General features: G+C 62.0%; 23 protein-coding genes, 1 tRNA gene and 2 pseudogenes. 20 read left to right on the forward strand and 6 right to left on the reverse strand.

Annotated elements, in window-relative coordinates; translation table 11 throughout:
- Positions 1–45: 45 nt before the first annotated feature.
- Entirely contained in the window at positions 46–519 is a 474-nt protein-coding gene (locus tag AACY13_RS20550; protein ID WP_339463442.1) for a peroxiredoxin, read from the reverse strand.
- A gap of 10 nt (positions 520–529) precedes the next feature.
- Complete coding sequence (locus AACY13_RS20555; RefSeq protein ID WP_339463443.1) at positions 530–1,087, reverse strand: glycine cleavage system protein R; 558 nt, start codon at positions 1,085–1,087, stop codon at positions 530–532.
- A gap of 216 nt (positions 1,088–1,303) precedes the next feature.
- Between AACY13_RS20555 and dapA the strand changes: the two genes are divergently transcribed.
- From dapA to AACY13_RS20575, 4 genes are all read left to right on the forward strand, one after another.
- Entirely contained in the window at positions 1,304–2,185 is an 882-nt protein-coding gene (gene dapA, locus AACY13_RS20560) for a 4-hydroxy-tetrahydrodipicolinate synthase (RefSeq protein ID WP_339463444.1), read from the forward strand.
- 17 nt (positions 2,186–2,202) lie between these two features.
- A complete protein-coding gene (gene bamC / locus AACY13_RS20565; RefSeq protein WP_339463445.1) occupies positions 2,203–3,321 on the forward strand; it encodes an outer membrane protein assembly factor BamC in 1,119 nt (372 codons plus the stop codon).
- A 223-nt stretch (positions 3,322–3,544) separates the two neighbouring features.
- The gene (locus tag AACY13_RS20570; RefSeq protein ID WP_339463446.1) at positions 3,545–4,414 is read left to right on the forward strand and encodes a phosphoribosylaminoimidazolesuccinocarboxamide synthase; all 870 of its coding nucleotides are present in this window, start codon (positions 3,545–3,547) and stop codon (positions 4,412–4,414) included.
- Positions 4,415–4,609: 195 nt separating this feature from the next.
- Positions 4,610–4,699, forward strand: a tRNA-Ser gene (locus AACY13_RS20575).
- Between the two features lie 98 nt (positions 4,700–4,797).
- On the opposite strand, the gene AACY13_RS20580 is transcribed toward AACY13_RS20575, so the two are convergent.
- The 4 genes and pseudogenes from AACY13_RS20580 to AACY13_RS20595 all read right to left on the reverse strand — a co-directional run bounded on the left by AACY13_RS20580 (position 4,798) and on the right by AACY13_RS20595 (position 5,735).
- Positions 4,798–5,082 carry a type II toxin-antitoxin system RelE/ParE family toxin gene (locus AACY13_RS20580; protein WP_325509153.1) on the reverse strand — a complete coding sequence of 95 codons (285 nt, stop codon included), beginning with the start codon at positions 5,080–5,082 and terminating at the stop codon, positions 4,798–4,800.
- A complete protein-coding gene (locus AACY13_RS20585) occupies positions 5,082–5,357 on the reverse strand; it encodes an antitoxin of toxin-antitoxin stability system (protein ID WP_339463447.1) in 276 nt (91 codons plus the stop codon). The genes AACY13_RS20580 and AACY13_RS20585 overlap by 1 nt, the downstream gene beginning before the upstream one ends.
- A gap of 95 nt (positions 5,358–5,452) precedes the next feature.
- Positions 5,453–5,578 (reverse strand): annotated as a pseudogene (locus AACY13_RS20590) (phage integrase); the annotation flags it as partial.
- A pseudogene (locus tag AACY13_RS20595) lies at positions 5,560–5,735 on the reverse strand (DNA-binding protein). The pseudogenes AACY13_RS20595 and AACY13_RS20590, both read right to left, overlap by 19 nt.
- A gap of 458 nt (positions 5,736–6,193) precedes the next feature.
- On the opposite strand from AACY13_RS20595, the gene AACY13_RS20600 reads away from it, so the two are divergent.
- The 16 genes from AACY13_RS20600 (at position 6,194) to catA (ending at position 22,052) form a co-directional block, all read left to right on the forward strand.
- The gene (locus AACY13_RS20600; RefSeq protein WP_339463448.1) at positions 6,194–7,135 is read left to right on the forward strand and encodes a hypothetical protein; all 942 of its coding nucleotides are present in this window, start codon (positions 6,194–6,196) and stop codon (positions 7,133–7,135) included.
- Positions 7,136–7,207: 72 nt separating this feature from the next.
- Entirely contained in the window at positions 7,208–7,777 is a 570-nt protein-coding gene (locus AACY13_RS20605) for a hypothetical protein (RefSeq protein ID WP_339463449.1), read from the forward strand.
- A gap of 130 nt (positions 7,778–7,907) precedes the next feature.
- Positions 7,908–8,753: an IclR family transcriptional regulator gene (locus AACY13_RS20610; protein WP_339463450.1), complete on the forward strand. Its 846-nt coding sequence runs from the start codon at positions 7,908–7,910 to the stop codon at positions 8,751–8,753.
- A 188-nt stretch (positions 8,754–8,941) separates the two neighbouring features.
- Complete coding sequence (locus AACY13_RS20615) at positions 8,942–9,793, forward strand: CoA transferase subunit A (RefSeq protein WP_339463451.1); 852 nt, start codon at positions 8,942–8,944, stop codon at positions 9,791–9,793.
- Positions 9,790–10,572 carry a CoA-transferase subunit beta gene (locus AACY13_RS20620; RefSeq protein WP_339463452.1) on the forward strand — a complete coding sequence of 261 codons (783 nt, stop codon included), beginning with the start codon at positions 9,790–9,792 and terminating at the stop codon, positions 10,570–10,572. The genes AACY13_RS20615 and AACY13_RS20620 overlap by 4 nt, the downstream gene beginning before the upstream one ends.
- The gene (gene pcaF / locus AACY13_RS20625; protein ID WP_339463453.1) at positions 10,569–11,774 is read left to right on the forward strand and encodes a 3-oxoadipyl-CoA thiolase; all 1,206 of its coding nucleotides are present in this window, start codon (positions 10,569–10,571) and stop codon (positions 11,772–11,774) included. The genes AACY13_RS20620 and pcaF overlap by 4 nt, the downstream gene beginning before the upstream one ends.
- A gap of 194 nt (positions 11,775–11,968) precedes the next feature.
- Complete coding sequence (gene pcaD / locus AACY13_RS20630; RefSeq protein WP_339463454.1) at positions 11,969–12,757, forward strand: 3-oxoadipate enol-lactonase; 789 nt, start codon at positions 11,969–11,971, stop codon at positions 12,755–12,757.
- Positions 12,758–13,147: 390 nt separating this feature from the next.
- The gene (locus AACY13_RS20635) at positions 13,148–14,104 is read left to right on the forward strand and encodes an AraC family transcriptional regulator (protein ID WP_339463617.1); all 957 of its coding nucleotides are present in this window, start codon (positions 13,148–13,150) and stop codon (positions 14,102–14,104) included.
- A 197-nt stretch (positions 14,105–14,301) separates the two neighbouring features.
- Positions 14,302–15,663, forward strand: coding sequence for a benzoate 1,2-dioxygenase large subunit (gene benA, locus AACY13_RS20640; RefSeq protein ID WP_339463455.1), 1,362 nt, complete (start codon positions 14,302–14,304; stop codon positions 15,661–15,663).
- Complete coding sequence (benB, locus tag AACY13_RS20645; RefSeq protein WP_339463456.1) at positions 15,664–16,152, forward strand: benzoate 1,2-dioxygenase small subunit; 489 nt, start codon at positions 15,664–15,666, stop codon at positions 16,150–16,152.
- Between the two features lie 81 nt (positions 16,153–16,233).
- Entirely contained in the window at positions 16,234–17,244 is a 1,011-nt protein-coding gene (benC, locus tag AACY13_RS20650) for a benzoate 1,2-dioxygenase electron transfer component BenC (RefSeq protein ID WP_339463457.1), read from the forward strand.
- Between the two features lie 111 nt (positions 17,245–17,355).
- Positions 17,356–18,120: a 1,6-dihydroxycyclohexa-2,4-diene-1-carboxylate dehydrogenase gene (locus AACY13_RS20655; RefSeq protein ID WP_339463458.1), complete on the forward strand. Its 765-nt coding sequence runs from the start codon at positions 17,356–17,358 to the stop codon at positions 18,118–18,120.
- 122 nt (positions 18,121–18,242) lie between these two features.
- On the forward strand, positions 18,243–19,583 hold the full coding sequence (locus AACY13_RS20660; RefSeq protein WP_339463459.1) for an MFS transporter: 1,341 nt from the start codon (positions 18,243–18,245) through the stop codon (positions 19,581–19,583).
- A gap of 66 nt (positions 19,584–19,649) precedes the next feature.
- The gene (locus AACY13_RS20665) at positions 19,650–20,771 is read left to right on the forward strand and encodes a muconate cycloisomerase family protein (RefSeq protein ID WP_339463460.1); all 1,122 of its coding nucleotides are present in this window, start codon (positions 19,650–19,652) and stop codon (positions 20,769–20,771) included.
- Between the two features lie 17 nt (positions 20,772–20,788).
- On the forward strand, positions 20,789–21,079 hold the full coding sequence (gene catC, locus AACY13_RS20670; RefSeq protein ID WP_339463461.1) for a muconolactone Delta-isomerase: 291 nt from the start codon (positions 20,789–20,791) through the stop codon (positions 21,077–21,079).
- A gap of 31 nt (positions 21,080–21,110) precedes the next feature.
- Entirely contained in the window at positions 21,111–22,052 is a 942-nt protein-coding gene (gene catA / locus AACY13_RS20675; protein WP_339463462.1) for a catechol 1,2-dioxygenase, read from the forward strand.
- Positions 22,053–22,126: the final 74 nt, after the last annotated feature.

Genomic DNA, 22,126 nt, shown 5'->3' on the forward strand with positions numbered 1-22,126 from the left:
AACAAAAAAGCCGGTCAGTCGACCGGCTTTTTATTGCGTGAAGCCTCAGGCCTTGTTCAGGGCCTGGGCGGCGGCCAGCACGGCATCGACGTGGCCCGGTACTTTGACGCCACGCCATTCTTGGCGCAGTACGCCTGCTTTATCGATCAGGAAGGTGCTGCGGTCCACCCCCAGATACTCCTTGCCGTAGAGCTTCTTCAGCTTGATCACGTCGAACAGTTGGCACAGCGCCTCGTCCTTGTCCGAGATCAGCTCAAACGGAAACGCCTGTTTGCACTTGAAGTTCTCGTGGGATTTGAGGCCGTCGCGGGACACGCCGAATACCAGGGTGTTGGCCGCCTGAAAGGCCGGGTACAGGTCGCGAAAGCCCTGGCCCTCGGTGGTGCAGCCCGGCGTGCTGTCCTTGGGGTAGAAGTAGATCACCACTTGCTGGCCCTGCAGTGCAGACAAGTGCACCTGTTGGCCACTGGTGGCCTGGGCCTGGAAATCGGCAACCGGGGTGTCGAGTGCTACGGCCATAAGGCAATCCTCAAGGGGTCTGTGGGCGCCAGGGTTCGATCAGGGCATCCAGGTTCAAGGCATCGGCAAAATCGAGGAACTGGTCGCGCAGCCAGCTGATCTGGGTGCCGGCTGGCAGTGTCACGGTCAGGGTGGCGTTGAGCATGGTGCCGCCGGTCTGCGGAGCCTGGTAGGTGTCACAGGTCAGGTTTTCCAGCTCGACGTGGTGGTCGATAAAGAACTGGCACAGTTCGTTGAGGATGTCCGGGCGGTAGGCCGAACTGACGTAGGCCACATAGGGCAGGGCCTGTGGGCGGCTTTCGGAGGCGGCGCTGCGGATCACGTTGACCGAGAAACTATGCTTCTTGGCCAGGGCAGGCAGGCTGGCCTCCAGACGTGCCAGGGCATCCCAGCTGCCGGAGATCTGCAGTACCAGGGCGCTGAACTCGCCATGGCGGCTCAAGCGGGTGCTGACTACGGCGCAGCGATTTTCATGACTGGTACGGCAGAGCACGTTGGTCAGCTCCATGGCGTTGGGGCCGAGGGCGCTGATCAGGAGGAATTGTTCGCGAACTGGGGGGGTGGACATGCAGCCTTCCTAAAACGATGGGCGGTCGGCTTTTACAAGCAGCGCCGAATAAAGGCTGAAGGGTAGCGAAAAGCGCTGCTCAGGGGAATGCTCGCGGGCACCGCAGGCGACGCTTTGCCAATAAAGATTGCTTGTGCCGGGCCGCAGTACTTCGCTTGTGCAAGGCAGGTGGCACCAGTACCATTACGGCTCTCTTTTTCCGGCAGGAGCGGTTGCATGATTGCGGGCAGTATGGTGGCACTGGTTACGCCCATGGATGCGCAAGGTGGTCTTGATTGGGACAGCCTGAGCAAACTGGTGGATTTCCACCTGCAAGAGGGCACCAACGCCATCGTCGCGGTCGGTACCACGGGTGAATCCCCCACGCTGGATTTTGCTACGGAGCATCTGGAAGTCATCCGGCGCGTCGTCGATCAGGTCAACGGCCGTATCCCGGTGATCGCCGGCACGGGTGCCAATTGCACCCGCGAAGCCGTCGAGTGGACCCAGGCCGCCAAGGACGTCGGTGCCGACGCCTGCCTGCTGGTCACCCCCTACTACAACAAGCCGACCCAGGAAGGCCTGTACCTGCACTTCCGTCATATCGCCGAGTCGGTGGCCATCCCGCAGATTCTCTACAACGTGCCGGGTCGCACCGTGTGCGACATGCTGCCGGAGACCGTCGAGCGTCTGTCGAAGATCGACAACATCATCGGTATCAAGGAAGCCACCGGCGACCTGCAGCGCGGCCAGGAAGTGCTGGACCGGGTGAGCAAGGACTTCCTGGTCTATTCCGGCGATGACGCCACCGCCGTCGAGCTGATGCTGATGGGCGGCAAGGGCAATATCTCGGTAACCGCCAACGTCGCCCCGCGCGCCATGAGCGATCTGTGCGCCGCGGCCATGCGTGGCGAAGCGGCGATTGCCCGTGCCATCAACGACCGCCTGATGCCCCTGCACAAGGCGCTGTTTATTGAATCCAACCCGATTCCGGTGAAATGGGCTCTGCACGAAATGGGTTTGATGCCGGACGGTATCCGTCTGCCGCTGACCTGGCTCAGCCCGCGTTGTCATGAACCGCTGCGTCAGGCCCTGCGCCAGTCCGGCGTATTGGTTTAATTGAGGAATTACTACGCATGAAGCGACTCACCGGACTTTCAGCACTGGCCCTGGTCATTGCCAGTGCCAGCGGTTGTGGCTGGATCTATGGCGAAAACGGCTATTTCCGCGATCGCGGTAGCGACTACCTCGAAGCCCGCCAGACGGCACCGATGCAACTGCCAGCCAATGTCGAAGCCAAGCGCCTCGACCCCTTGCTGCCCGTACCGCAACAGGTTGCCAGCAGCACCGCGGTTGGCGAGTTCGAAGTGCCGCGGCCTCAGCCCCTGGCCGTACAGGCCGATGCCAGCGAGTTCAGCCTGCAGAAAAGCGGCGAATCGCGCTGGGTTGTCGCCCAGCGGGTGCCGGCCGAAGTCTGGCCGGTGGCGCGTCAGTTCTTTGCCGATAACGGTTTCCAGATCAGCGAAGAGCGCCCGCAGACCGGCGAGTTCAGCACCACCTGGCAGCGTTTCGACGCCCTGTCCGCGTCCATGGCGCGTCGCCTGAGCAGCCGTGTTTCCGGCGTCGCGCCGGATGCCGAAACCCGCGTGCGGGTGCGCATCGAGCCAGGCGTGCAGCGCAATACCAGCGAAATCTTTGTGGTCAGCGCCGAGCGCCCAGCCAGCAGCACGGCCGATGTCGCCTTTACCAACCGCAGCAGCAACCCCAGCCTGGATGCCGCGCTGCTCGACGAAATGCTGGTGGCCCTGGCGCGTAGCGCCGAGCAGGGCGGTTCGGTGTCCCTGTTGGCCGCCCGCGACTTCGATGCGCCGAGCCGTGTCAGCCTGACCGAAGACGGCAACGGCAACCCGCTGCTGAGCCTGGGTGCCGACTTCGACCGCGCCTGGTCGGGCGTCGGTCGCTCCCTGGAAATGGCCGATATCCGCATCGACGATATCAACCGCAGCCTGGGTGTGTATTACGTCAACCTGGCCGAGGGTGCGCAGAAGCCGGACCAGGAGCCGGGTTTCTTCGGCAAGGTGTTCGGCAGCGCGCCGAGCAAGGAAGAAATCGACGCCCGCGCCGAGCGCTATCAGGTGCGCCTGACCGCCGTTGGCGACAGCGTGCAGGTGACCGTGGACAAGGACATCGACACCGTGGCACCGGCTGATGTCGCGCGCCGCGTGCTGACCCTGATCCAGGACAACCTCGGCTAGCCCCAGGTTGGTGCCGTACCCGTAATACCGATAGGCGAAACCCAGTGGGTTTCGCCTGTTTCGTTTACCAACCGGCCCGCCAGCAATGGCAGCCAGACTCATAAAAGCCGTCGCGGTGCGTCCGCTGCCCTTACCCGGCGCTACGTGCCACCTTCTCCCCGGGGGGAAGGGCACAAGGATGGCATCGCTACGCGACTTTCACGCTATAGGCGGAAACCTCGATATGACCACAGCCTCGACCCTCAGCCTGAAAAAGATCTACTCGGGCAAAGTTCGCGACCTCTACGAAATCGATGACAAGCGCATGCTGATGGTCGCCACCGACCGTCTTTCGGCCTTCGACGTGATCCTCAACGAGCCGATTCCGGAGAAGGGCAAGATCCTCACCGCCATCTCCAATTTCTGGTTCGACAAGCTGGCCGGCCTGGTGCCCAACCACTTTACCGGGGACAGAGTCGAAGACGTGGTGCCGGCCGCCGAACTGCCCCTGGTCGAGGGCCGCGCAGTCGTCGCCAAACGCCTCAAGCCGGTGGCCGTGGAAGCCATCGTGCGCGGCTATATCGTCGGTTCCGGCTGGAAGGAATACCAGAAGAGCGGCACCGTCTGCGGCATCGCCCTGCCGGCCGGCCTGAAAGAAGCCTCCAAGCTGGCCCAACCGATCTTCACCCCCTCGACCAAGGCCGCCGTCGGCGACCATGACGAGAACATCAGCTTCGAGCAGTGCGAAGCCATCATCGGTGCTGAGCTGGCCGCCAAGGTTCGCGACACCGCTATCGCCTTGTACAGCGCCGCCGTCGAGTATGCCGCCACCCGCGGCATCATCATCGCCGACACCAAGTTCGAATTTGGCCTGGACGAAGACGGCACCCTGACCCTGATGGACGAAGTGCTGACCCCCGACTCCAGCCGCTTCTGGCCAGCCGACAGCTACGTCGAAGGGCAGAACCCGCCGAGCTTTGACAAGCAGTTCGTGCGCGACTGGCTGGAATCCACCGGCTGGGACAAGCAGTCCCCGGCCCCGACAGTGCCCGCCGAGGTCGCGCAGAAGACCGCCGACAAATACCGCGAAGCCCTGACCCGCTTGACCGTCTAAACCAGCTTCAAAGCGCTGTCACAGCGACACGAGGGGCACTGCGGTGCCCCTTTTTGTGGGCGCTGGCTCAGGCTGCCGACATCCAGCTTTCACCCCTGATTACGGCTTTTGAGCGCAAGCATCTGAAAGCATGTGAAAAATTTCAAAACGGGGGTTCGCCAAAAGCCATTCAGCTGCTATCATGCGCGCCGCCACGGGAAGATGCCGGAGTGGCCGAACGGGACGGATTCGAAATCCGTTGTGTTAGCGATAGCACCTAGGGTTCAAATCCCTATCTTCCCGCCATATCGCAGTACCGAAGCCCTCGAAACTCTATAAGTTTCGGGGGCTTTTGCGTTTCAGGCTGGGCAAGTGTCGAAGAAGTGTCGAAAGCGGGGGTGGGGTTAGCTTTGGAGCGGAGGCCACATTCTGGCGACGTGCACCAGGGCAAGAATCCAGACCGCGTCACTCTCGGTCTGATAGATCAGGCGGTAGTTCTCGTGAGGTATCAGCTCGCGGGTGCCGGCAACCGTTCCCAGTCGCCCTCTTTGCGGAAAGTCAGCAAGGGTGGACGCAGCCGCGCTGAATAGTTCATCCATGTGCACGGCAGCGACAGGGTTATCGGCCGCGATGTATTCCCAGATATCCAGACGATCCTGCAGAGCCTCGGGTGTCCAAATAACCTTCATTAGTTGCCTTGAGCCTTGGCACGGCGAGCGGCGAATTCTGCTTCTACATCATCATTCGATCGACCACGGCCAGCTTCGACCGATGCCCTGGCTACAGCAACCTTGCGTTGCACGAACTCATCATGCTCTTTGGCCTGTTGCTGCTGGCGGATGAAATTGCGCATAAGGTCACGCATCACTTGAGAGGCCGGCAGGTGTGCGGCTTTTGCGGCTGCCATAAATCCTTCGCGTAGCTCGGGTTCCAGCTTCAAATTGAAAACGGCTTCTTTGGCCATGGTGCGACACCTCTAAGTAAATTCGTATCTACAACTTATATACGTTGTATGCATGCTAAACAATGCACGCCGCATAGGAAAGCACAGGTCATCGGCTATGGCTGAGGTGTGATGATGCTGAGAAAGCGCTGATGGTCGCTAGCTGGGCCGAATTTGACGGCATCCTGCAGGTGATCGGGTGCAAGGTGCGCATAGCGCATGGTCATAGCCAAGGTGGTATGCGGCGTTTGCCGAGCTTTACCGTAGTCACTACGCCTTTCATGGCCCAGGCACGCGCGGTGCCGTAGGTAAGGCCGTTGCGATCCGCCCGGGACTCGACGGCTCAACGTCCTGTTGCGGGCCGATCAGCTTTGAAGGTTCCAGCTCTTCCAGTTCCATGCTCGTTCCGTCACTATTCGTGTCATTAAGTGGCTATCATACCGAGGCAATATTTACTCCGAGGCAAAAGTTACTCTCGCGATGCGTGGGAGTAAATAGAGCCTCGATTTAAATTTCGTATATGGAAGATATAAAGGATAGGGCTATTCTATTGATTCGTATGGCTGGACCCAAAGCATTGAGCCTGCTGGGGGGCACGAATCACCAGCGATGGAAAAACATAAGCAAGGGTGCCATCCGAATGGGAACGGACGAGATTGCTGTGTTGGTAAAAATGTACCCGCAGTACGCCTTGTGGCTTGCAAGTGGTAACACTGCGCCGGAAGTAGGCCAGACAAGCCCTGAGTACGATAAAGCAAATTCAAACTTGCCCAATCTAAACGCGGGATAGCGATAACAACGGAAGTGACTTTGCGCTGGTATGCTCGTAAATTGGTAAGGTAAGAGGGAGTGTAATAATGAGTGATGGAATTGTTGACCCAAAAATTGATGACTATAAAGTTGTTCTACCGTGCGCACCAAGCGAATTTGGCTCTTTTATTGCGAGTCTTTTAGGTAAGCCGAAAGAAGTAAAAGGATCTGTTTCTGGATTTTTTAACGTAGATCAGAAGCATATAGCTAATTTTTACCATCTTATTAATCAGCGGGTGTCACTGCAAAATCAAGGGTCTTTGATAAATTTATCTATAACGACTTTGTATGCAAACGGCACATCAGTAACACATCACAATCCCAGTGATTTCGAAAATTATTATCCAATAGCAGTTACGCATCCTGTGCAGGTTATTATTTCTTTTACGTATCTGCTGAAATTTAATAGTAGTTTGACTGCAGAAAAGCAAGAGATTGAAATAGTATTGTCAACTGAAAGCGAAAGAGGGCATTCATCATTTTTCAATTGGACGCATAGCGGTGTTTGTCGTTATAGCGTTAGCCATACAGATACAAGCTGGGCTGCTGATATAGCAAATATAATCAATAGCCATGCCGAGTCATTGGTGGAGAAACCTAGTGCGAAACGTGAGTTTTTTAATGAGCATTACGATGAAATATTAAAGCAAGGCACTAGGGTGATATATGCAGTTGTTATTCTGGTTTGGTGCTATATAAGTAATCAAGTGATAGGCGGTAATGATGGGTATGATGAATATTTAAAGTATTTTGCAAATAGCTTAACTGTTCTCGCTATTTTGAGTGTGGTGTTTAAGAGTGTGACTGACCTTGTGTTGATGAATATATCGTTGAGGAGGTCTTCGTTTATATGTCTTGTGGATAAAGATTACAAGCGAATGGAGGCGGTGCAGAGGAAGGAGTCTGGGCGATGGCGTGTGTATGTTGGGAGCTGGTTGATTAATATTGCTTGTAGTTTGGTTGCTGCTTATATCTTTACGATACTATAGGTTTGTAGTTTTTAAAGCGCAAAAGAGGCGGGTTTATTTTCTGGTCTTTGGGCTAACAGCAAGGAAGCAGTTATGAAATCAGACTGGGATGATGCGCCGGACTATATGCGCAACAAAAAGAAGGAGTCCCCATGGCGCATGGTTATAATTATGGGCGTTGGCTCTGCGATAACATGGGGAATAATTGCGCTATTCGCCAAGCCAATCATCATCGACGTTAACCAGCTTAAACATGGCATCCGTGTTGGCGGTCAACCGGTATTCAGTGAGCAGCCAGCCAAAACCTACAGCGAACCCCTGCGACCCATCCAAGAGCCCCCAGCGCCTTTCGAGTCTGCCCCGCAGGTTGTTCAGCCACCACCTAGCCAAGCTGATATTGAATGGTCCGAGCAGCAAGCAGCGTTAGCGGCAAAGCGTATACAGACCTCATTCAACGACAACAACTACAGCCCTAAAAACACCACGAACATCATGCCAGCGACGCAGGTGACGACAGAGCCTGTGGCTAGGCAGCAACGGCGGCAAGAAATCGTAGTAGTGGGCAAGGAAACACGACTCAGAGACTACTGCCCACACCCTCAGGGGAGCATCGAACTCAGAAATTGCAGAATGCGGGCGGATCTGGAAAGCAGGAATAGATAGGGCATAGCGGGCCTCCATCCGTTCGCAGTCACGTCCGAGCCAGAGCCAGTGCCAGGAGTTAACAGCGTTTGCGATTATCGCGCACCAGTTCGATAATCGCCTGGCGCTGTCCCCTTGCCCTGGAGGCTCCATGAGCGAAAATCGTCCGCCGCTGTCCACCCTGGCACCGCCGCCCTATGTGTCGCCGGCCAAGCGTATCGAGGAGTTCACGGGCGATCCCAACTTTATGTCCTCCCTGGCCCGGGGCCTGGCGGTGATCAATGCCTTTCAGGAGCGCAAGCGCCACCTGACCATCGCGCAGATCAGCCACCGCACCGAGATCCCCCGCGCCGCCGTGCGCCGTTGCCTGTATACCCTGATGCAGCTGGGCTACGCGACCACCGACGGGCGCACCTATTCGCTGTTGCCCAAGGTGCTGACCCTCGGCCATGCCTATCTGTCTTCGACGCCTTTGGCGGTTTCGGCGCAGCCCTATCTGGACCGCATCAGCGAGCAGCTGCACGAGGCCTGCAACCTGGCCACCTTGGAAGGCGAGCAGGTGCTGTATATCGCCCGCTCGGCGATTCCGCAGCGGCTGATCTCGGTGGACTTGAGCGTTGGCAGTCGCCTGCCGGCTTACTGCACCTCCATGGGGCGGGTTCTGCTCGCCGCGCTGGACGACGACAGCCTGCACGACTACCTCAATCACGCCGACCTGCAGGCCAAGACCAGCCGCACCCTGCATACCCCGGATGCGCTCTGGGAGTGCCTGCAGCAGGTGCGTGAGCAGGGCTGGTGCCTGGTCGATCAGGAGCTGGAGCAAGGCCTGCGTTCGCTGGCCGTGCCGGTATATGACTCAGCGGGCCATGTGCTGGCCGCGATGAACGTCAGCACCCACGCCGGGCGCGTGCCCGCCAGCGAGCTGGTGCAGCGCTTTCTGCCGATCATGCTCAATGCCAGCCGCGAGCTGAGCAGCCAGCTGTTCAAACCGCTCTAAACCGCTGCCTGCGGGGCAGAGAAGGCCTGATTGCAGCGGCTGCCTGGCGTGGAGGCTAATGCTATTAATGGTTCGATAATCGAACAGTAAGACGATTATCGGATTGTTTGCCGCTGTCCCTCGGCCTACTGTTGACTCACTCGCCACCTGCAAGCGGTGGCACTGTCCAACCAGTGAGAGCAGCACCGATGGCCGAAATCATTTCCCTCGCCGAAGCCATACAGCGCTTCGTCAACGATGGCGACAGCATCGCCCTCGAAGGCTTTACCCACCTGATCCCGACGGCGGCATCCCACGAGGTTATCCGCCAGAACAAGCGTGAGCTGACCCTGATCCGCATGACCCCCGACCTGGTCTACGACCTGCTGATCGGTGCCGGCTGCGCGAAGAGGCTGGTGTTTTCATGGGGTGGCAACCCCGGCGTCGGTTCCCTCCATCGCCTGCGCGATGCGGTGGAGAAGGGCTGGCCGCAGCCGCTGGAAATCGAGGAGCACAGCCACGCGGCCATGGCCAACGCCTACGTCGCCGGTGCCTCGGGCCTGCCATTCGCCGTGCTGCGCGGCTATCAGGGTTCGGACCTGGTCAAGGTCAACCCACGAATCAAGTTCATCGATTGTCCGTTCACCGGCGAGAAGCTGGCGGCGGTGCCGAGCGTGCGTCCGGACGTTACCGTGATCCACGCGCAGAAGGCCGACCGCAAGGGCAACGTGCTGCTCTGGGGCATCCTCGGTGTGCAGAAGGAGGCGGCCCTGGCGGCCAAGCGCTGCATCGTCACCGTGGAAGAAATCGTCGACGACCTCGATGCACCGATGAACGCCTGCGTATTGCCGAGCTGGGCACTGACCGCGGTCTGCCACGTGCCGGGCGGTGCCCATCCGTCCTATGCCCTCGGCTACTCCGAGCGCGACAACCGCTTCTACCAGGCCTGGGATCCGATTGCCCGCGACCGCGAAATCTTCAGCGCCTGGATCGACGAATACATCCGCGGCACCGCCGATTTCGCCGCGTTTCAAGCCAAACTCGCGGAGGCCAAGCAATGAGCGCCTACAGCACCAATGAAATGATGACCGTGGCCGCCGCCCGCCGCCTGCAGAACGGCGCGGTGTGCTTCGTCGGCATCGGCCTGCCGTCCAAGGCCGCCAACCTGGCGCGCCTGACCTCCTCGCCGGACGTGGTGCTGATCTACGAGTCCGGCCCGATCGGTGCCAAACCTAGCGTGCTGCCGCTGTCCATCGGTGACGGCGAGCTGGCCGAAACCGCCGATACCGTGGTGCCGACCGGCGAGATCTTCCGCTACTGGCTGCAGGGCGGGCGCATCGACGTCGGCTTCCTCGGCGCGGCCCAGGTCGACAAGTACGGCAATATCAACACCACGGTGATCGGCGATTACCACCAGCCGAAAGTCCGCCTGCCCGGTGCCGGCGGCGCGCCGGAGATCGCAGGCTCAGCCAAGCAGGTGCTGATTATCCTCAAACAGTCGCATCGTACCTTCGTCGACAAGCTGGCCTTTATCACCTCGGTCGGCCATGGCGAGGGCGGCGATCATCGCAAGCAGTTGGGCCTGCCTGGCGCGGGGCCGGTGGGCATCATCACCGACCTGTGCATCATGGAGCCGGAGGAGGGAACTCGCGAGTTCGTCGTCACCGCGCTGCACCCGGGCGTGACCCGCGAACAGGTGATCGAGGCCACCGGCTGGCAGATCCGCTTTGCCGATAGCCTGAGCGTCACCGCCGAGCCGACCGAAGTCGAGCTCGCGGCCCTGCGCGCCCTGGAAGCCCGCACCGCGGCCGCCCACGGCCAGGCCGGAGGTGAGGAATGAGCCGCGAGGTGTTTATTTGCGACGCTGTGCGCACGCCCATCGGCCGCTTCGGCGGCGGTCTGGCCGCGGTGCGCGCCGACGACCTGGCGGCGGTGCCGCTCAAGGCGCTGATCGAGCGTAATCCGCAACTCGATCTGAGCCAGGTCGATGAGGTATTCATGGGCTGCGCCAACCAGGCCGGCGAGGACAACCGCAACGTCGCGCGCATGGCCTTGCTGCTGGCCGGGCTGCCGGACAGCGTGCCGGGGGTGACGCTGAATCGCCTCTGCGCCTCGGGCATGGATGCGGTCGGCAGCGCCTTTCGCGCCATCGCCAGCGGCGAGATGGAGCTGGCGATTGCCGGTGGCGTCGAGTCGATGTCGCGTGCGCCCTATGTCATGGGCAAGGCCGACAGCGCCTACGGGCGCGGCCAGAAGATCGAGGACACCACCATCGGCTGGCGCTTTATCAACCCATTGATGAAGGCCGAATACGGTGTGGATGCCATGCCGCAGACCGCCGATAACGTCGCCGACGAGTTCATGATCAGCCGCGCCGACCAGGACGCCTTCGCGGTGCGTAGCCAGCAGCGCGCGGCCGCCGCCCAGGCCGCCGGTTTCTTCGCCGAGGAAATCGTCCCGGTGGTGATCAAGGGCAGAAAGGGCGAGACCATCATCGACCAGGATGAGCACCTGCGCCCGGACACCAGCCTGGAAGCCCTGAGCAAACTCAAGCCGGTCAATGGCGAAGGCAAGACCGTCACCGCAGGCAACGCCTCGGGGGTCAACGACGGTGCCGCGGCGCTGATCCTGGCTTCCGCCGAGGCGGTGCGCAAACACGGCCTGACGCCGCGCGCGCGGGTGCTGGGTATGGCCAGCGCCGGGGTAGCCCCGCGGATCATGGGCTACGGCCCGGTGCCGGCGGTGCGCAAACTCTGCGAGCGCCTGGGTTTGGCGGTCGGCGATTTCGACGTGATCGAACTCAACGAAGCCTTTGCCGCGCAAGGACTGGCGGTGACCCGCGACCTCGGTCTGGCCGACGACGCGTCCCAGGTCAACCCCAATGGCGGTGCCATCGCCCTCGGCCACCCGCTGGGCATGAGCGGCGCGCGCCTGGTCCTCACCGCCCTGCACCAGCTGGAGAAGAGCGGTGGCAAGCGCGGCCTGGCGACCATGTGCGTGGGCGTCGGTCAGGGCCTGGCCCTGGCCATCGAGCGGGTCTGAGCCCCTGCGGCGCACCCTAATCCGTAGGGTGACGCGGGGCCGCCTAGGCTATGCGCACCAAGGCTAACCTCGTTGTGTCGGCCCAAGCCTGCCGGCACCATTGCATACCGGAGCTCGTAGCAGTCGTTTTGATCGCCAGCGGTCATGCCCCTCGGGCGCACATCGAGTTCCATCTAATTTGTAGGAGTTTTGCCGTGCCTGTTGTCCACCTCGCCGATGGCGACCTGAATTACCAACTCGAAGGCCCGGCTGACGCGCCGGTGTTGTTGCTGAGCAATTCCCTGGGCACCGACCTGGGCATGTGGGACACCCAGATGCCGGCTTTTACCGAGCATTTCCGCGTGCTGCGTTACGACACCCGCGGTCACGGTCAGTCGCAGGTCAGTGCGGGCTTCTACAGTATCGAGCAACTGGGCCGCGACGTGCTGGCCCTGCTCGATCACCTGGATATCGCCCGGGTGCATTTCTGTGGCCTGTCCATGGGCGGCCTGATCGGCCAGTGGCTGGGCATCCATGCCGGCGAGCGTCTGGACAAGCTGGTGCTGTGCAACACTGCGGCCAAGATTGCCAATGACGAAGTGTGGAACAGCCGCATCGACATGGTGCTACAAGGCGGCCAGCAGGCCATGAGCGACCTGCGCGATGCCTCCATTGCGCGCTGGTTCACCCCCGAATTCGCCGCGGCCGAGCCGGCCGAGGCCAACCGTATTACCGCGATGCTGGCCGCCACCTCGGCCCAGGGCTACGCCGGCAACTGCGCGGCGGTGCGCGATGCCGATTTCCGCGAGCAACTGGCTGCCATCAAGCTGCCGACGCTGATCGTCTGCGGCACGGCCGATGCGGTCACCACCCCCGAGCACGGGCGCTTTCTGCAGCAGCAGATCGCCGGCGCGCAGCTGCTCGAGTTGCATGCCGCGCACCTGTCCAATGTCGAGGCCGGCGAGGCCTTTAGCGCGGCGCTGCTGGGCTTTCTGACGTCCTGATTGCTCGGGGCGATCCCTGAGCGCGATAGCACTCGACGCCGCCGCCTCGCCAGCGGCGGCGTTTTGTTGTGCGCCGGTACTCAAGCCCGTTGCGCGGCAAAGTCGGCTGCCGCGCAAGTTCGCGCCGGTTGCACGATTTCTACACGTCTGAGCGAGCAATTAAGTGTTCGATTATCGCGCGGCGAATGGCTGGCCCTGCCCGCAGTATGTGAGGCTAGCCCCTTTGCTCTACTCGGCCGAGGCCCTGGCGCATGGCCGGTCAGCCGTGAGCTACCATTGATCGCGTGTCGCTGCCGTTTGCATGGCCCTGGTGTATTACTGAAAAGATATGGATGCGCTCTACCAGGGATTTTTCGGTGCGATTACAACTATAAGAGTGCCTGCGTGATGGTGTTTCGTCTGTTGAACGACAAGAGTCGGATCTTCGCCGATGCGAGTCCGTACGAGGTGTCCGATTATGTGAACCAGCATGTGGGTTCGCATTGCATCCGTCTGCCGCAGCACGGCAGTGCCCAGGCCAGCCTGAGCCACCGCACCTTCGGCAATCTGGACCTGTGCCGGCTCAGCTATGGCGGCAGCGTCCGGGTTACCTCGCCGGCCCTGGAGACCATCTATCACCTGCAGGTGTTGCTCAGCGGTCATTGTCTGTGGAAGGGCAGGGGCAACCAGGAACACTACTTCACTCCTGGCGAACTGCTGCTGATCAATCCCGACGATCAGGTCGACCTGACCTATTCGGACGACTGCGAGAAGTTCATCGTCAAACTGCCCGCCACCACCATCGCCAAGGTCTGCAGCGACAATCACTGGAACGTGCCGAGCGAGGGCGTGCGCTTTACCCCGCGGCACTATCTCGAGCATATCGAGGGCTTCGGCAACCTCCTGGCACTGGTCTGCGAAGAGGCGGAAAGCGCGCAGCCGCTGCCCCAGATAACCGAGCAGTTCACCCGCATCATCGCCACCAAGCTGCTGGCCCAGGTGGCCAATAACGTCAGTCGCCTGCCCCAGGGCGAACACTCCGCGTCGTTCGAGCGCATCCTGCAGTTTATCGAGGACAACCTGAAGCAGGACATCAGCCTGGAACAGCTGGCCGAGTTGGCGCGGATCAGCCCACGTTCGCTCTACGGCATGTTCGACAAGCATGTGGGCTCCACGCCCAAGCACTTTATCCGCCAGAAAAAGCTGGAGAAGGTGCATGCCCGCCTCAGCGACCCCAGTGCGCGGGTGCGCAATATCACCGAGGTGGCGCTGGACTATGGCTTCCTGCACCTGGGGCGCTTCTCGGAGAGCTACAAGAACGCTTTCGGCGAATTGCCCTCCGATACCCTGCGTCGCCGCGAAGTCTGATTTTTCCCGCGTTTTCGGTGCGCACGGCGCACCCTACGGTCGATGGTGCGCCGCGCAGGCCCCGTTGTCTCTGGCCTCTACGACCTTGGTCGCACCCTGCAGAAAACGGATAGAGGTCGCGTACAAACTGGATATTGTCCGACAGTTTTCAGCCGTAGCCTTGATTCCGTTGAAACAATAAAAACGGAGCCATGGCGATGACCCTGCGACTCGATTACCTGAACGGCCTGCTGCAAGAAGACCAAGACAAGGGCATTTTCCGCTGCAAGCGCGAGATGTTCACCGACCCGCGCCTGTTCGACCTGGAGATGGAGCACATCTTCGAGGGCAACTGGTTGTACCTGGCCCATGAAAGCCAGATCCCCGAGAACAACGATTACTACACCACCCACATGGGGCGTCAGCCGATCTTTATCGCGCGCAACAAGGACGGGGTGCTGAATGCCTTTATCAACGCCTGCAGCCACCGCGGTGCCATGCTCTGCCGCTTCAAGAGCGGCAACAAGGCCACCTACACCTGTCCGTTCCATGGCTGGACCTTCAACAACAGCGGCAAGCTGCTCAAGGTCAAGGACCCCAAGGAAGCCGGCTATCCGCAGAGCTTCGATTGTGACGGCTCCCACGACCTGAAAAAGGTCGCGCGCTTCGAATCCTACCGCGGCTTCCTGTTCGGCAGCCTGCGTGAAGACGTCGCGCCGCTGGCAGATTTCCTCGGCGAGTCGAAGACCATCATCGACATGATCGTCGACCAGTCCGCCGACGGCCTGGAAGTGCTGCGCGGCTCCAGCACCTATGTCTACGAAGGCAACTGGAAGCTGCAGGCGGAGAACGGTGCCGATGGCTATCACGTCACCGCCGTGCACTGGAACTACGCCGCCACCCAGCAGCAGCGCAAGCTGAAAGACGCCGGCGACGATATCCGCGCCATGAGCGCCGGCGGCTGGGGCAAGAAGGGCGGTGGTTTCTACTCCTTCGACAACGGTCATCTGCTGCTCTGGACCCGCTGGGATAACCCCGAGGACCGGCCGCTGTTCGCCGAGCGCGAGCGCCTCGCTGCCGAGTTTGGCGAAGCCCGCGCCGACTGGATGATCGGCAACTCGCGCAACCTCTGCCTGTACCCGAACCTGTACCTGATGGACCAGTTCGGCTCGCAGCTGCGTATCGCCCGGCCGCTGTCGGTGGACAAGACCGAAGTGACCATCTACTGCATCGCGCCCAAGGGCGAGTGCGCCGAGGCCCGCGCCCGGCGCATCCGTCAGTACGAAGACTTCTTCAATGTCAGCGGCATGGCCACCCCGGACGACCTGGAAGAGTTTCGCGCCTGCCAGCAGGGCTTCGCCGGCCGCGCCATGGAGTGGAACGACATGTCCCGCGGCGCCCAGCACTGGGTCGAGGGGGCCGACGAGTCGGCCAGGGAGATCGACCTGCATCCGCTGATGAGCGGCGGGCGTACCGAAGACGAAGGCCTGTTCGTGCTGCAGCACCACTACTGGCAGCAGCAGATGATCAAGGCGCTGCAAGAGCAGCAGGATCAACTGATTCACGTGGAGGGCGCGTAAATGAGCCTGACTTACCAAGCCGCGCGTGACTTTCTCTACCGTGAGGCGCGTTACCTCGACGACAAGCAGTGGGACGAGTGGTTGGAGCTGTATGCCAGCGACGCGACCTTCTGGATGCCGGCCTGGGACGACCGCGATCAGCTGGTGGAAAACCCGCAGACCGAAATCTCGCTGATCTGGTACGGCAACCGCAGCGGTCTGGAGGACCGGGTGTTCCGCATCCGCACCGAGCGCTCCAGCGCGACCATCCCGGACACGCGCACCTCGCACAACATCAGCAACATCGAGCTGCTCGAGCAGGCCGATGGCCTGTGCCAGCTGCGCTTCAACTGGCACACCATGAGCTTTCGCTACAAGGTCGTCGACCACTTCTACGGCACCAGCTTCTACAGCCTCGACACCAGCGGGCCGGACCCGCTGATCAAGGCCAAGAAGGTGGTCCTGAAGAACGACTACGTGCGGCAGGTCATCGACGTTTACCACATTTAAATCCGCTGCTGGGCTGCCGGCGGGGGCGTTGCCTCCCGTCTCGGGCCTCTGCACGCCGAAAACCGTATAGCGAGGTGTGCCATGAGCCACAAGATCGCCCTTAATTTCGAAGACGGGGTTACCCGTTTCATTGACGCCAACCTCGGCGAAACCGTGGCCGATGCGGCCTATCGCCAGGGCATCAATATTCCCCTGGATTGCCGCGACGGTGCCTGCGGTGCCTGCAAGTGCTTCGCCGAAGCCGGTCGGTACGACCTCGGCGAGGAATACGTTGAAGACGCCCTGAGCGAGGATGAAGCCGAGCAGGGCTATGTGCTGACCTGCCAGATGCGCGCCGAGAGCGACTGCGTGGTGCGCGTGCCGGCCTCCTCGCAGGTGTGCAAGACCGAGCAGGCCAGCTTCGAGGCGGCGATCAGCGCGGTGCGCCAACTGTCCGACAGCACCATCGCCTTGTCGATCAAGGGTGAGGCACTGAGCAAGCTGGCGTTCCTGCCGGGCCAGTACGTCAACCTCCGGGTGCCGGGCAGCGAGCAGAGCCGCGCCTATTCGTTCAGCAGCCTGCAGAAGGACGGCGAAGTCAGCTTCCTGATCCGCAACGTGCCGGGCGGACTGATGAGCAGCTTCCTCACCAACCTGGCCAAGGCCGGCGACAGCATGAGCCTGGCCGGTCCCTTGGGCAGTTTCTACCTGCGCGAAATCAAGCGGCCGCTGTTGCTGCTGGCCGGCGGTACGGGCCTGGCACCCTTCACCGCGATGCTCGAGAAGATCGCCGAGCAGGGCAGCGAGCACCCCTTGCACCTGATCTACGGGGTGACCAACGACTTCGATCTGGTCGAGATGGAGCGGCTCGAGGCCCTGGCCGCGCGCATCGCCAATTTCACCTACAGCGCCTGCGTGGCCAACCCCGATAGCAGCTATCCGCACAAGGGTTACGTCACCCAGCACATCGCGCCCAAGCACCTCAATGACGGCGACGTGGACGTCTACCTGTGCGGCCCGCCGCCGATGGTCGAGGCGGTCAGCGGCTATATCCGCGAACAGGGCATCGCGCCTGCGAATTTCTATTACGAGAAGTTTGCCGCCAGCGCCTGAAGCTTCGCCCTTGTGGGAGCGGACTTGGCCGCGACGGTGTTGCAGGCATCGCGGGCAAGCCCGCTCCTACAGGTTGCAGGCGCGCCGCAAGCATTGATTGAGGTCGGGACTATGAAGATGCGTTTTCAAGAGAAAGTTGCCGTGGTTACCGGTGCCGCCCAGGGCATCGGCCGGCGGGTCGCCGAGCGGCTGCTGGAGGAGGGTGCGCTCGTGGTGGCGGTGGATCGCTCCGAGCTGGTTTTCGAGCTGGCCGAGCATAAAGGCGTGCTGTGTCTGACTGCCGATCTTGAGCAGTTTGCCGAATGCCAGCGGGTCATGGCCGCCGCGCTCGAGCGTTTCGGCCGCCTCGATATCCTGATCAACAACGTCGGCGGCACCATCTGGGCCAAGCCCTTCGAACACTACCAGGCCGATGAGATCGAGGCCGAAGTGCGCCGTTCGCTGTTCCCCACCCTGTGGTGCTGCCATGCCGCGCTGCCGCAGATGCTCGCGCAGGGCAGCGGGGCCATCGTCAACGTTTCCTCCATTGCCACCCGTGGGGTCAACCGCGTGCCCTATGGCGCGGCCAAGGGCGGGGTCAACGCCCTGACCGCCTGCCTGGCCTTCGAGACCGCCGAACGCGGCATCCGCGTCAACGCCACCGCCCCGGGCGGCACCGAAGCGCCGCCACGGCGTATCCCGCGCAATAGCGCGGAGCAGAGCGAGCAGGAGCAGGCCTGGTACCAGCAGATAGTCACACAGACCCTGAGCAGCAGCCTGATGAAACGCTACGGCAGCATCGACGAGCAGGTCGGCGCGATTCTGTTCCTGGCCTCGGATGACGCCGCCTATATCACCGGCGTGACCCTGCCGGTGGGCGGTGGTGATCTGGGCTAGGCAGCCCGGTTGCGTAGGAGCGAGCTTGCTCGCGATCCATCAAGAGCATCGCCAGCAAGCTGGCTCCTACAAAAGCACCACACGAGCTTTTCACAACAAAAACAAAAGAGAGAACCGATGCCATGCGACAGATAGACGTTCACCAGATCATCGATAACGCGCGCTTCTCGCGCTTCCACTGGATGGTCATGGCGCTCTGCGCCTTGCTGCTGATCTTCGACGGCTACGACCTGTTTATCTACGGCGTGGTACTGCCATCGATCATGCAGGAGTGGGGGCTGACCCCACTGCAGGCCGGCGCTCTGGGCAGCTATGCGCTGTTCGGCATGATGTTCGGCGCGCTGGCCTTCGGCACCCTGGCCGACAGGATCGGGCGCAAGAAGGGCATCGCCATCTGCTTCGCCCTGTTCAGCAGCGCGACCATCATCAACGGCTTCGCCAGCAACCCCACCGAGTTCGGCATCTGCCGTTTTCTCGCCGGTCTCGGCTGCGGCGGCCTGATGCCCAACGCCGTGGCGCTGATGAACGAGTACGCGCCCAAGCGCCTGCGCAGCACCCTGGTGGCCATCATGTTCAGCGGCTACTCGGTAGGCGGCATGCTCGCCGCTGGTGTCGGCATCTATATGCTGCCGCGCTTCGGCTGGGAGGCGATGTTCTTCGCCGCCGCCGTGCCGCTGCTGCTGTTGCCGCTGATTCTGTGGAAACTGCCGGAATCGGTGGGCTTTCTGCTGCGCCAGGGCCGTCACGAGCAGGCCCGCGCGGTGCTGCAGAAGATCCAGCCGGACCTGCACATCGACGCGGCCGACCAACTGCATATGAGCGATAGCAAAGGCAAGGGCGTGGCGGTGTTCGAGCTGTTCCGCGACGGCCGCGCGTTGCGCACCCTGTGCCTGTGGCTGGCGTTCTTCTGCTGCCTGCTGATGGTCTACGCGCTGAGTTCCTGGCTGCCGAAGCTGATGGCCAACGCCGGCTACAGCCTGGGTTCGAGCCTGTCGTTCCTGCTGGCGCTGAACTTCGGCGGCATGGCCGGTGCCATTCTCGGCGGCTGGCTGGGCGACCGCTTTAACCTGAGCAAGGTGATGGTGGCCTTCTTCGTTGCCGCCGCCGCGTCGATCAGCCTGCTGGGCTTCAAGAGCCCGACGCCGCTGCTGTACCTGCTGATCTTCGTCGCGGGTGCCACCACCATCGGCACACAGATTCTGTTGTACGCCGGGGCTGCGCAGTTCTACGGCCTGTCGATCCGCTCCACGGGCCTGGGCTGGGCCTCGGGCATCGGCCGCAACGGTGCCATCGTCGGCCCGCTGCTGGGCGGCGCGCTGATGGGCATCAACCTGCCGCTGCAACTGAACTTCCTGGCCTTCGCCGTACCCGGTGCCATCGCCGCCATCGCCATGACGGTGTTCGCCATCAGCGCCAAGCGCCGGCAGAGCTCAGCCATGCTGCTGAGCGGTGCCAAGGCCTGAGCCTTTAGCCCTCACCCCCGACCCCTCTCCCACAGGTGGGCGAGGGGGACTGACTGGAAGATTGAAATGAGCCAAACCCTGATCGAAAGCGTGTCGGCGATCATCGTCGACCTGCCGACCATCCGCCCGCACAGGCTGGCGATGCACACCCTGCAGCAGCAGACCCTGGTAGTCATCCGCCTGCGTTGCGCGGACGGCATCGAAGGCCTTGGCGAAGCCACCACCATCGGTGGCCTGGCCTACGGCAACGAGAGTCCGGAGAGCATCAAGCAGAACATCGACAGCCACCTCGCGCCGCTGCTGATCGGTCAGGACGCGGCCAATATCAATGCCGCCATGCAGCGTCTGGACAAGGCCGCCAAGGGCAACACCTTCGCCAAGTCCGGCCTGGAAAGCGCGCTGCTCGATGCCCAGGGCAAGCGCCTCGGCCTGCCGGTCAGCGAGCTGCTCGGCGGACGGGTGCGCGACAGCCTGGAAGTGGCCTGGACCCTGGCCAGTGGCGATACCGCCAAGGACATCGCCGAGGCCGAGGACATGCTGGGCATTCGCCGTCACCGCATCTTCAAGCTGAAGATCGGCGCGGGCGAGGTCAGCCAGGACCTCAAGCACGTCATCGCGATCAAGCGCGCCCTGGGCGACAGCGCCAGCGTGCGCGTTGACGTCAACCAGGCCTGGGACGAATCCCAGGCCCTGCGTGCCTGCCAGGTGCTCGGCGACAACGGTATCGACCTGATCGAACAGCCGATTGCGCGGATCAACCGGGCAGGGCAGGTGCGCCTCAATCAGCGCAGCCCTGCGCCGATCATGGCCGATGAATCCATCGAAAGCGTGGAGGACGCCTTCAGCCTGGCCGCCGACGGTGCTGCATCGGTGTTCGCCCTGAAGATCGCCAAGAACGGTGGCCCGCGTGCCGTGCTGCGTACTGCGGCGATCGCAGAAAGCGCCGGTATCGCCCTGTACGGCGGGACCATGCTCGAAGGCTCGATCGGCACCCTGGCCTCGGCCCATACCTTCCTCACCTTGAACAAGCTGACCTGGGGCACCGAGCTGTTCGGCCCGCTGCTGTTGACCGAAGAAATCGTTCAGGAGGCACCGCAGTACCGCGACTTCCAGCTGCACGTGCCGCGTACCCCGGGCCTCGGCCTGAGCCTGGACGAAGAGCGCCTGGCGTTCTTCGCCCGCAAGTGACCTGAGAGGAAACCCTCATGCTGTTCCACGTAAAGATGACCGTAAAACTGCCGCTGGATATGGACCCGGCCAAGGCCGCCCAGCTCAAGGCGGACGAGAAGGAACTGGCCCAGCGTCTGATGGGCGAGGGCAAGTGGCGTCACCTGTGGCGCATTGCCGGGCACTACGCCAACTACAGCCTGTTCGACCTGGACAGCGTCGAGGCGCTGCACGACACCCTGCTGCAGCTGCCGCTGTTTCCCTACATGGATATCGAGATCGACGGCGTCTGCCGGCACCCCTCGTCGATCCGTGAAGACGACCGTTGATTGCTCCTACAACAAATCGAGGTAACTCCCCATGACCGTTAAAGTTAGCCACACCGCCGAAATCCAGAACCTGTTCAACGAAGCCGCGGGCCTCAACAACGACCAGGGCAGCCCGCGGGTCAAGCAGATCATGCTGCGCCTTATCAACGACGCCGCCCGGATCATTGAGGACCTGGAAATCAGCGACGACGAATTCTGGCACGCGGTGGACTACCTCAACCGCCTGGGCGGGCGCAACGAGGCCGGCCTGCTGGTGCCGGGCCTGGGCCTGGAGCACTTCCTCGACCTGCTGCAGGACGCCAAGGATGCCCAGGCAGGCCTGAGCGGCGGCACCCCGCGCACCATCGAAGGCCCACTGTATGTCGCCGGCGCGCCGCTGGCCGAAGGCGAAGCGCGGATGGACGACGGCAGCGAGCTGGACAGCGCCACCGTGATGTTCCTCGAAGGCGTGGTGCGCGACACCCAGGGCCAGCCGGTAGCCGGCGCGGTGGTCGACCTGTGGCATGCCAACACCCAGGGCAACTACTCCTATTTCGACAAGAGCCAGTCGGACTACAACCTGCGTCGGCGCATCGTCACCGACAGTGAGGGCCGCTACCGCGCCCGCAGCATCGTGCCCAACGGCTACGGCTGCGCCCCGGACGGCCCGACCCAGGAATGCCTGGACCTGCTCGGCCGCCACGGCCAGCGTCCGGCGCATATCCACTTCTTTATCTCCGCCCCCGGCCATCGCCACCTGACCACCCAGATCAACCTGGCCGGCGAGCAGTACCTGTGGGACGACTTCGCCTACGCCACCCGCGATGGCCTGGTCGGCGACATCCGGTTCGTCGAGGACGCCGCAGCCGCCCGTGACCGGGGCGTGCAAGGCAGCCGCTTCGCCGAACTGCAGTTCGACTTCCAGCTGCGGAAAGCTCCTGCCGCCCAGGCCGAACAGCGCAGCAAGCGTCCGCGCGCGCTGCAGGGGGCCTGACCACGCCGCGGTTCGCTTTGGCTCCCTCTCCCTCCGGGAGAGGGCTGGGGTGAGGGTCGCCTTGTACCTCGGTT

The organism is Pseudomonas sp. EA_105y_Pfl2_R69 (genome assembly GCF_963970915.1).
In the GTDB taxonomy this organism is placed as follows: domain Bacteria; phylum Pseudomonadota; class Gammaproteobacteria; order Pseudomonadales; family Pseudomonadaceae; genus Aquipseudomonas.

What these genes read in the sequence shown, in the direction of transcription:
- AACY13_RS20660 (WP_339463459.1), top strand. Translation starts at nt 18,243, where the DNA reads ATGCGACAGATAGACGTTCACCAGATCATCGATAACGCGCGCTTCTCG.
- benB (WP_339463456.1), top strand. Translation starts at nt 15,664, where the DNA reads ATGAGCCTGACTTACCAAGCCGCGCGTGACTTTCTCTACCGTGAGGCG.
- benA (WP_339463455.1), top strand. Translation starts at nt 14,302, where the DNA reads ATGACCCTGCGACTCGATTACCTGAACGGCCTGCTGCAAGAAGACCAA.
- AACY13_RS20580 (WP_325509153.1), bottom strand. Translation starts at nt 5,082, where the DNA reads ATGAAGGTTATTTGGACACCCGAGGCTCTGCAGGATCGTCTGGATATC.
- AACY13_RS20550 (WP_339463442.1), bottom strand. Translation starts at nt 519, where the DNA reads ATGGCCGTAGCACTCGACACCCCGGTTGCCGATTTCCAGGCCCAGGCC.
- AACY13_RS20605 (WP_339463449.1), top strand. Translation starts at nt 7,208, where the DNA reads ATGAAATCAGACTGGGATGATGCGCCGGACTATATGCGCAACAAAAAG.
- AACY13_RS20620 (WP_339463452.1), top strand. Translation starts at nt 9,790, where the DNA reads ATGAGCGCCTACAGCACCAATGAAATGATGACCGTGGCCGCCGCCCGC.
- catA (WP_339463462.1), top strand. Translation starts at nt 21,111, where the DNA reads ATGACCGTTAAAGTTAGCCACACCGCCGAAATCCAGAACCTGTTCAAC.
- catC (WP_339463461.1), top strand. Translation starts at nt 20,789, where the DNA reads ATGCTGTTCCACGTAAAGATGACCGTAAAACTGCCGCTGGATATGGAC.
- AACY13_RS20610 (WP_339463450.1), top strand. Translation starts at nt 7,908, where the DNA reads ATGAGCGAAAATCGTCCGCCGCTGTCCACCCTGGCACCGCCGCCCTAT.
- pcaF (WP_339463453.1), top strand. Translation starts at nt 10,569, where the DNA reads ATGAGCCGCGAGGTGTTTATTTGCGACGCTGTGCGCACGCCCATCGGC.
- AACY13_RS20665 (WP_339463460.1), top strand. Translation starts at nt 19,650, where the DNA reads ATGAGCCAAACCCTGATCGAAAGCGTGTCGGCGATCATCGTCGACCTG.
- benC (WP_339463457.1), top strand. Translation starts at nt 16,234, where the DNA reads ATGAGCCACAAGATCGCCCTTAATTTCGAAGACGGGGTTACCCGTTTC.
- bamC (WP_339463445.1), top strand. Translation starts at nt 2,203, where the DNA reads ATGAAGCGACTCACCGGACTTTCAGCACTGGCCCTGGTCATTGCCAGT.
- AACY13_RS20600 (WP_339463448.1), top strand. Translation starts at nt 6,194, where the DNA reads ATGAGTGATGGAATTGTTGACCCAAAAATTGATGACTATAAAGTTGTT.
- AACY13_RS20585 (WP_339463447.1), bottom strand. Translation starts at nt 5,357, where the DNA reads ATGGCCAAAGAAGCCGTTTTCAATTTGAAGCTGGAACCCGAGCTACGC.
- AACY13_RS20655 (WP_339463458.1), top strand. Translation starts at nt 17,356, where the DNA reads ATGAAGATGCGTTTTCAAGAGAAAGTTGCCGTGGTTACCGGTGCCGCC.
- AACY13_RS20570 (WP_339463446.1), top strand. Translation starts at nt 3,545, where the DNA reads ATGACCACAGCCTCGACCCTCAGCCTGAAAAAGATCTACTCGGGCAAA.
- dapA (WP_339463444.1), top strand. Translation starts at nt 1,304, where the DNA reads ATGATTGCGGGCAGTATGGTGGCACTGGTTACGCCCATGGATGCGCAA.
- AACY13_RS20555 (WP_339463443.1), bottom strand. Translation starts at nt 1,087, where the DNA reads ATGTCCACCCCCCCAGTTCGCGAACAATTCCTCCTGATCAGCGCCCTC.
- AACY13_RS20615 (WP_339463451.1), top strand. Translation starts at nt 8,942, where the DNA reads ATGGCCGAAATCATTTCCCTCGCCGAAGCCATACAGCGCTTCGTCAAC.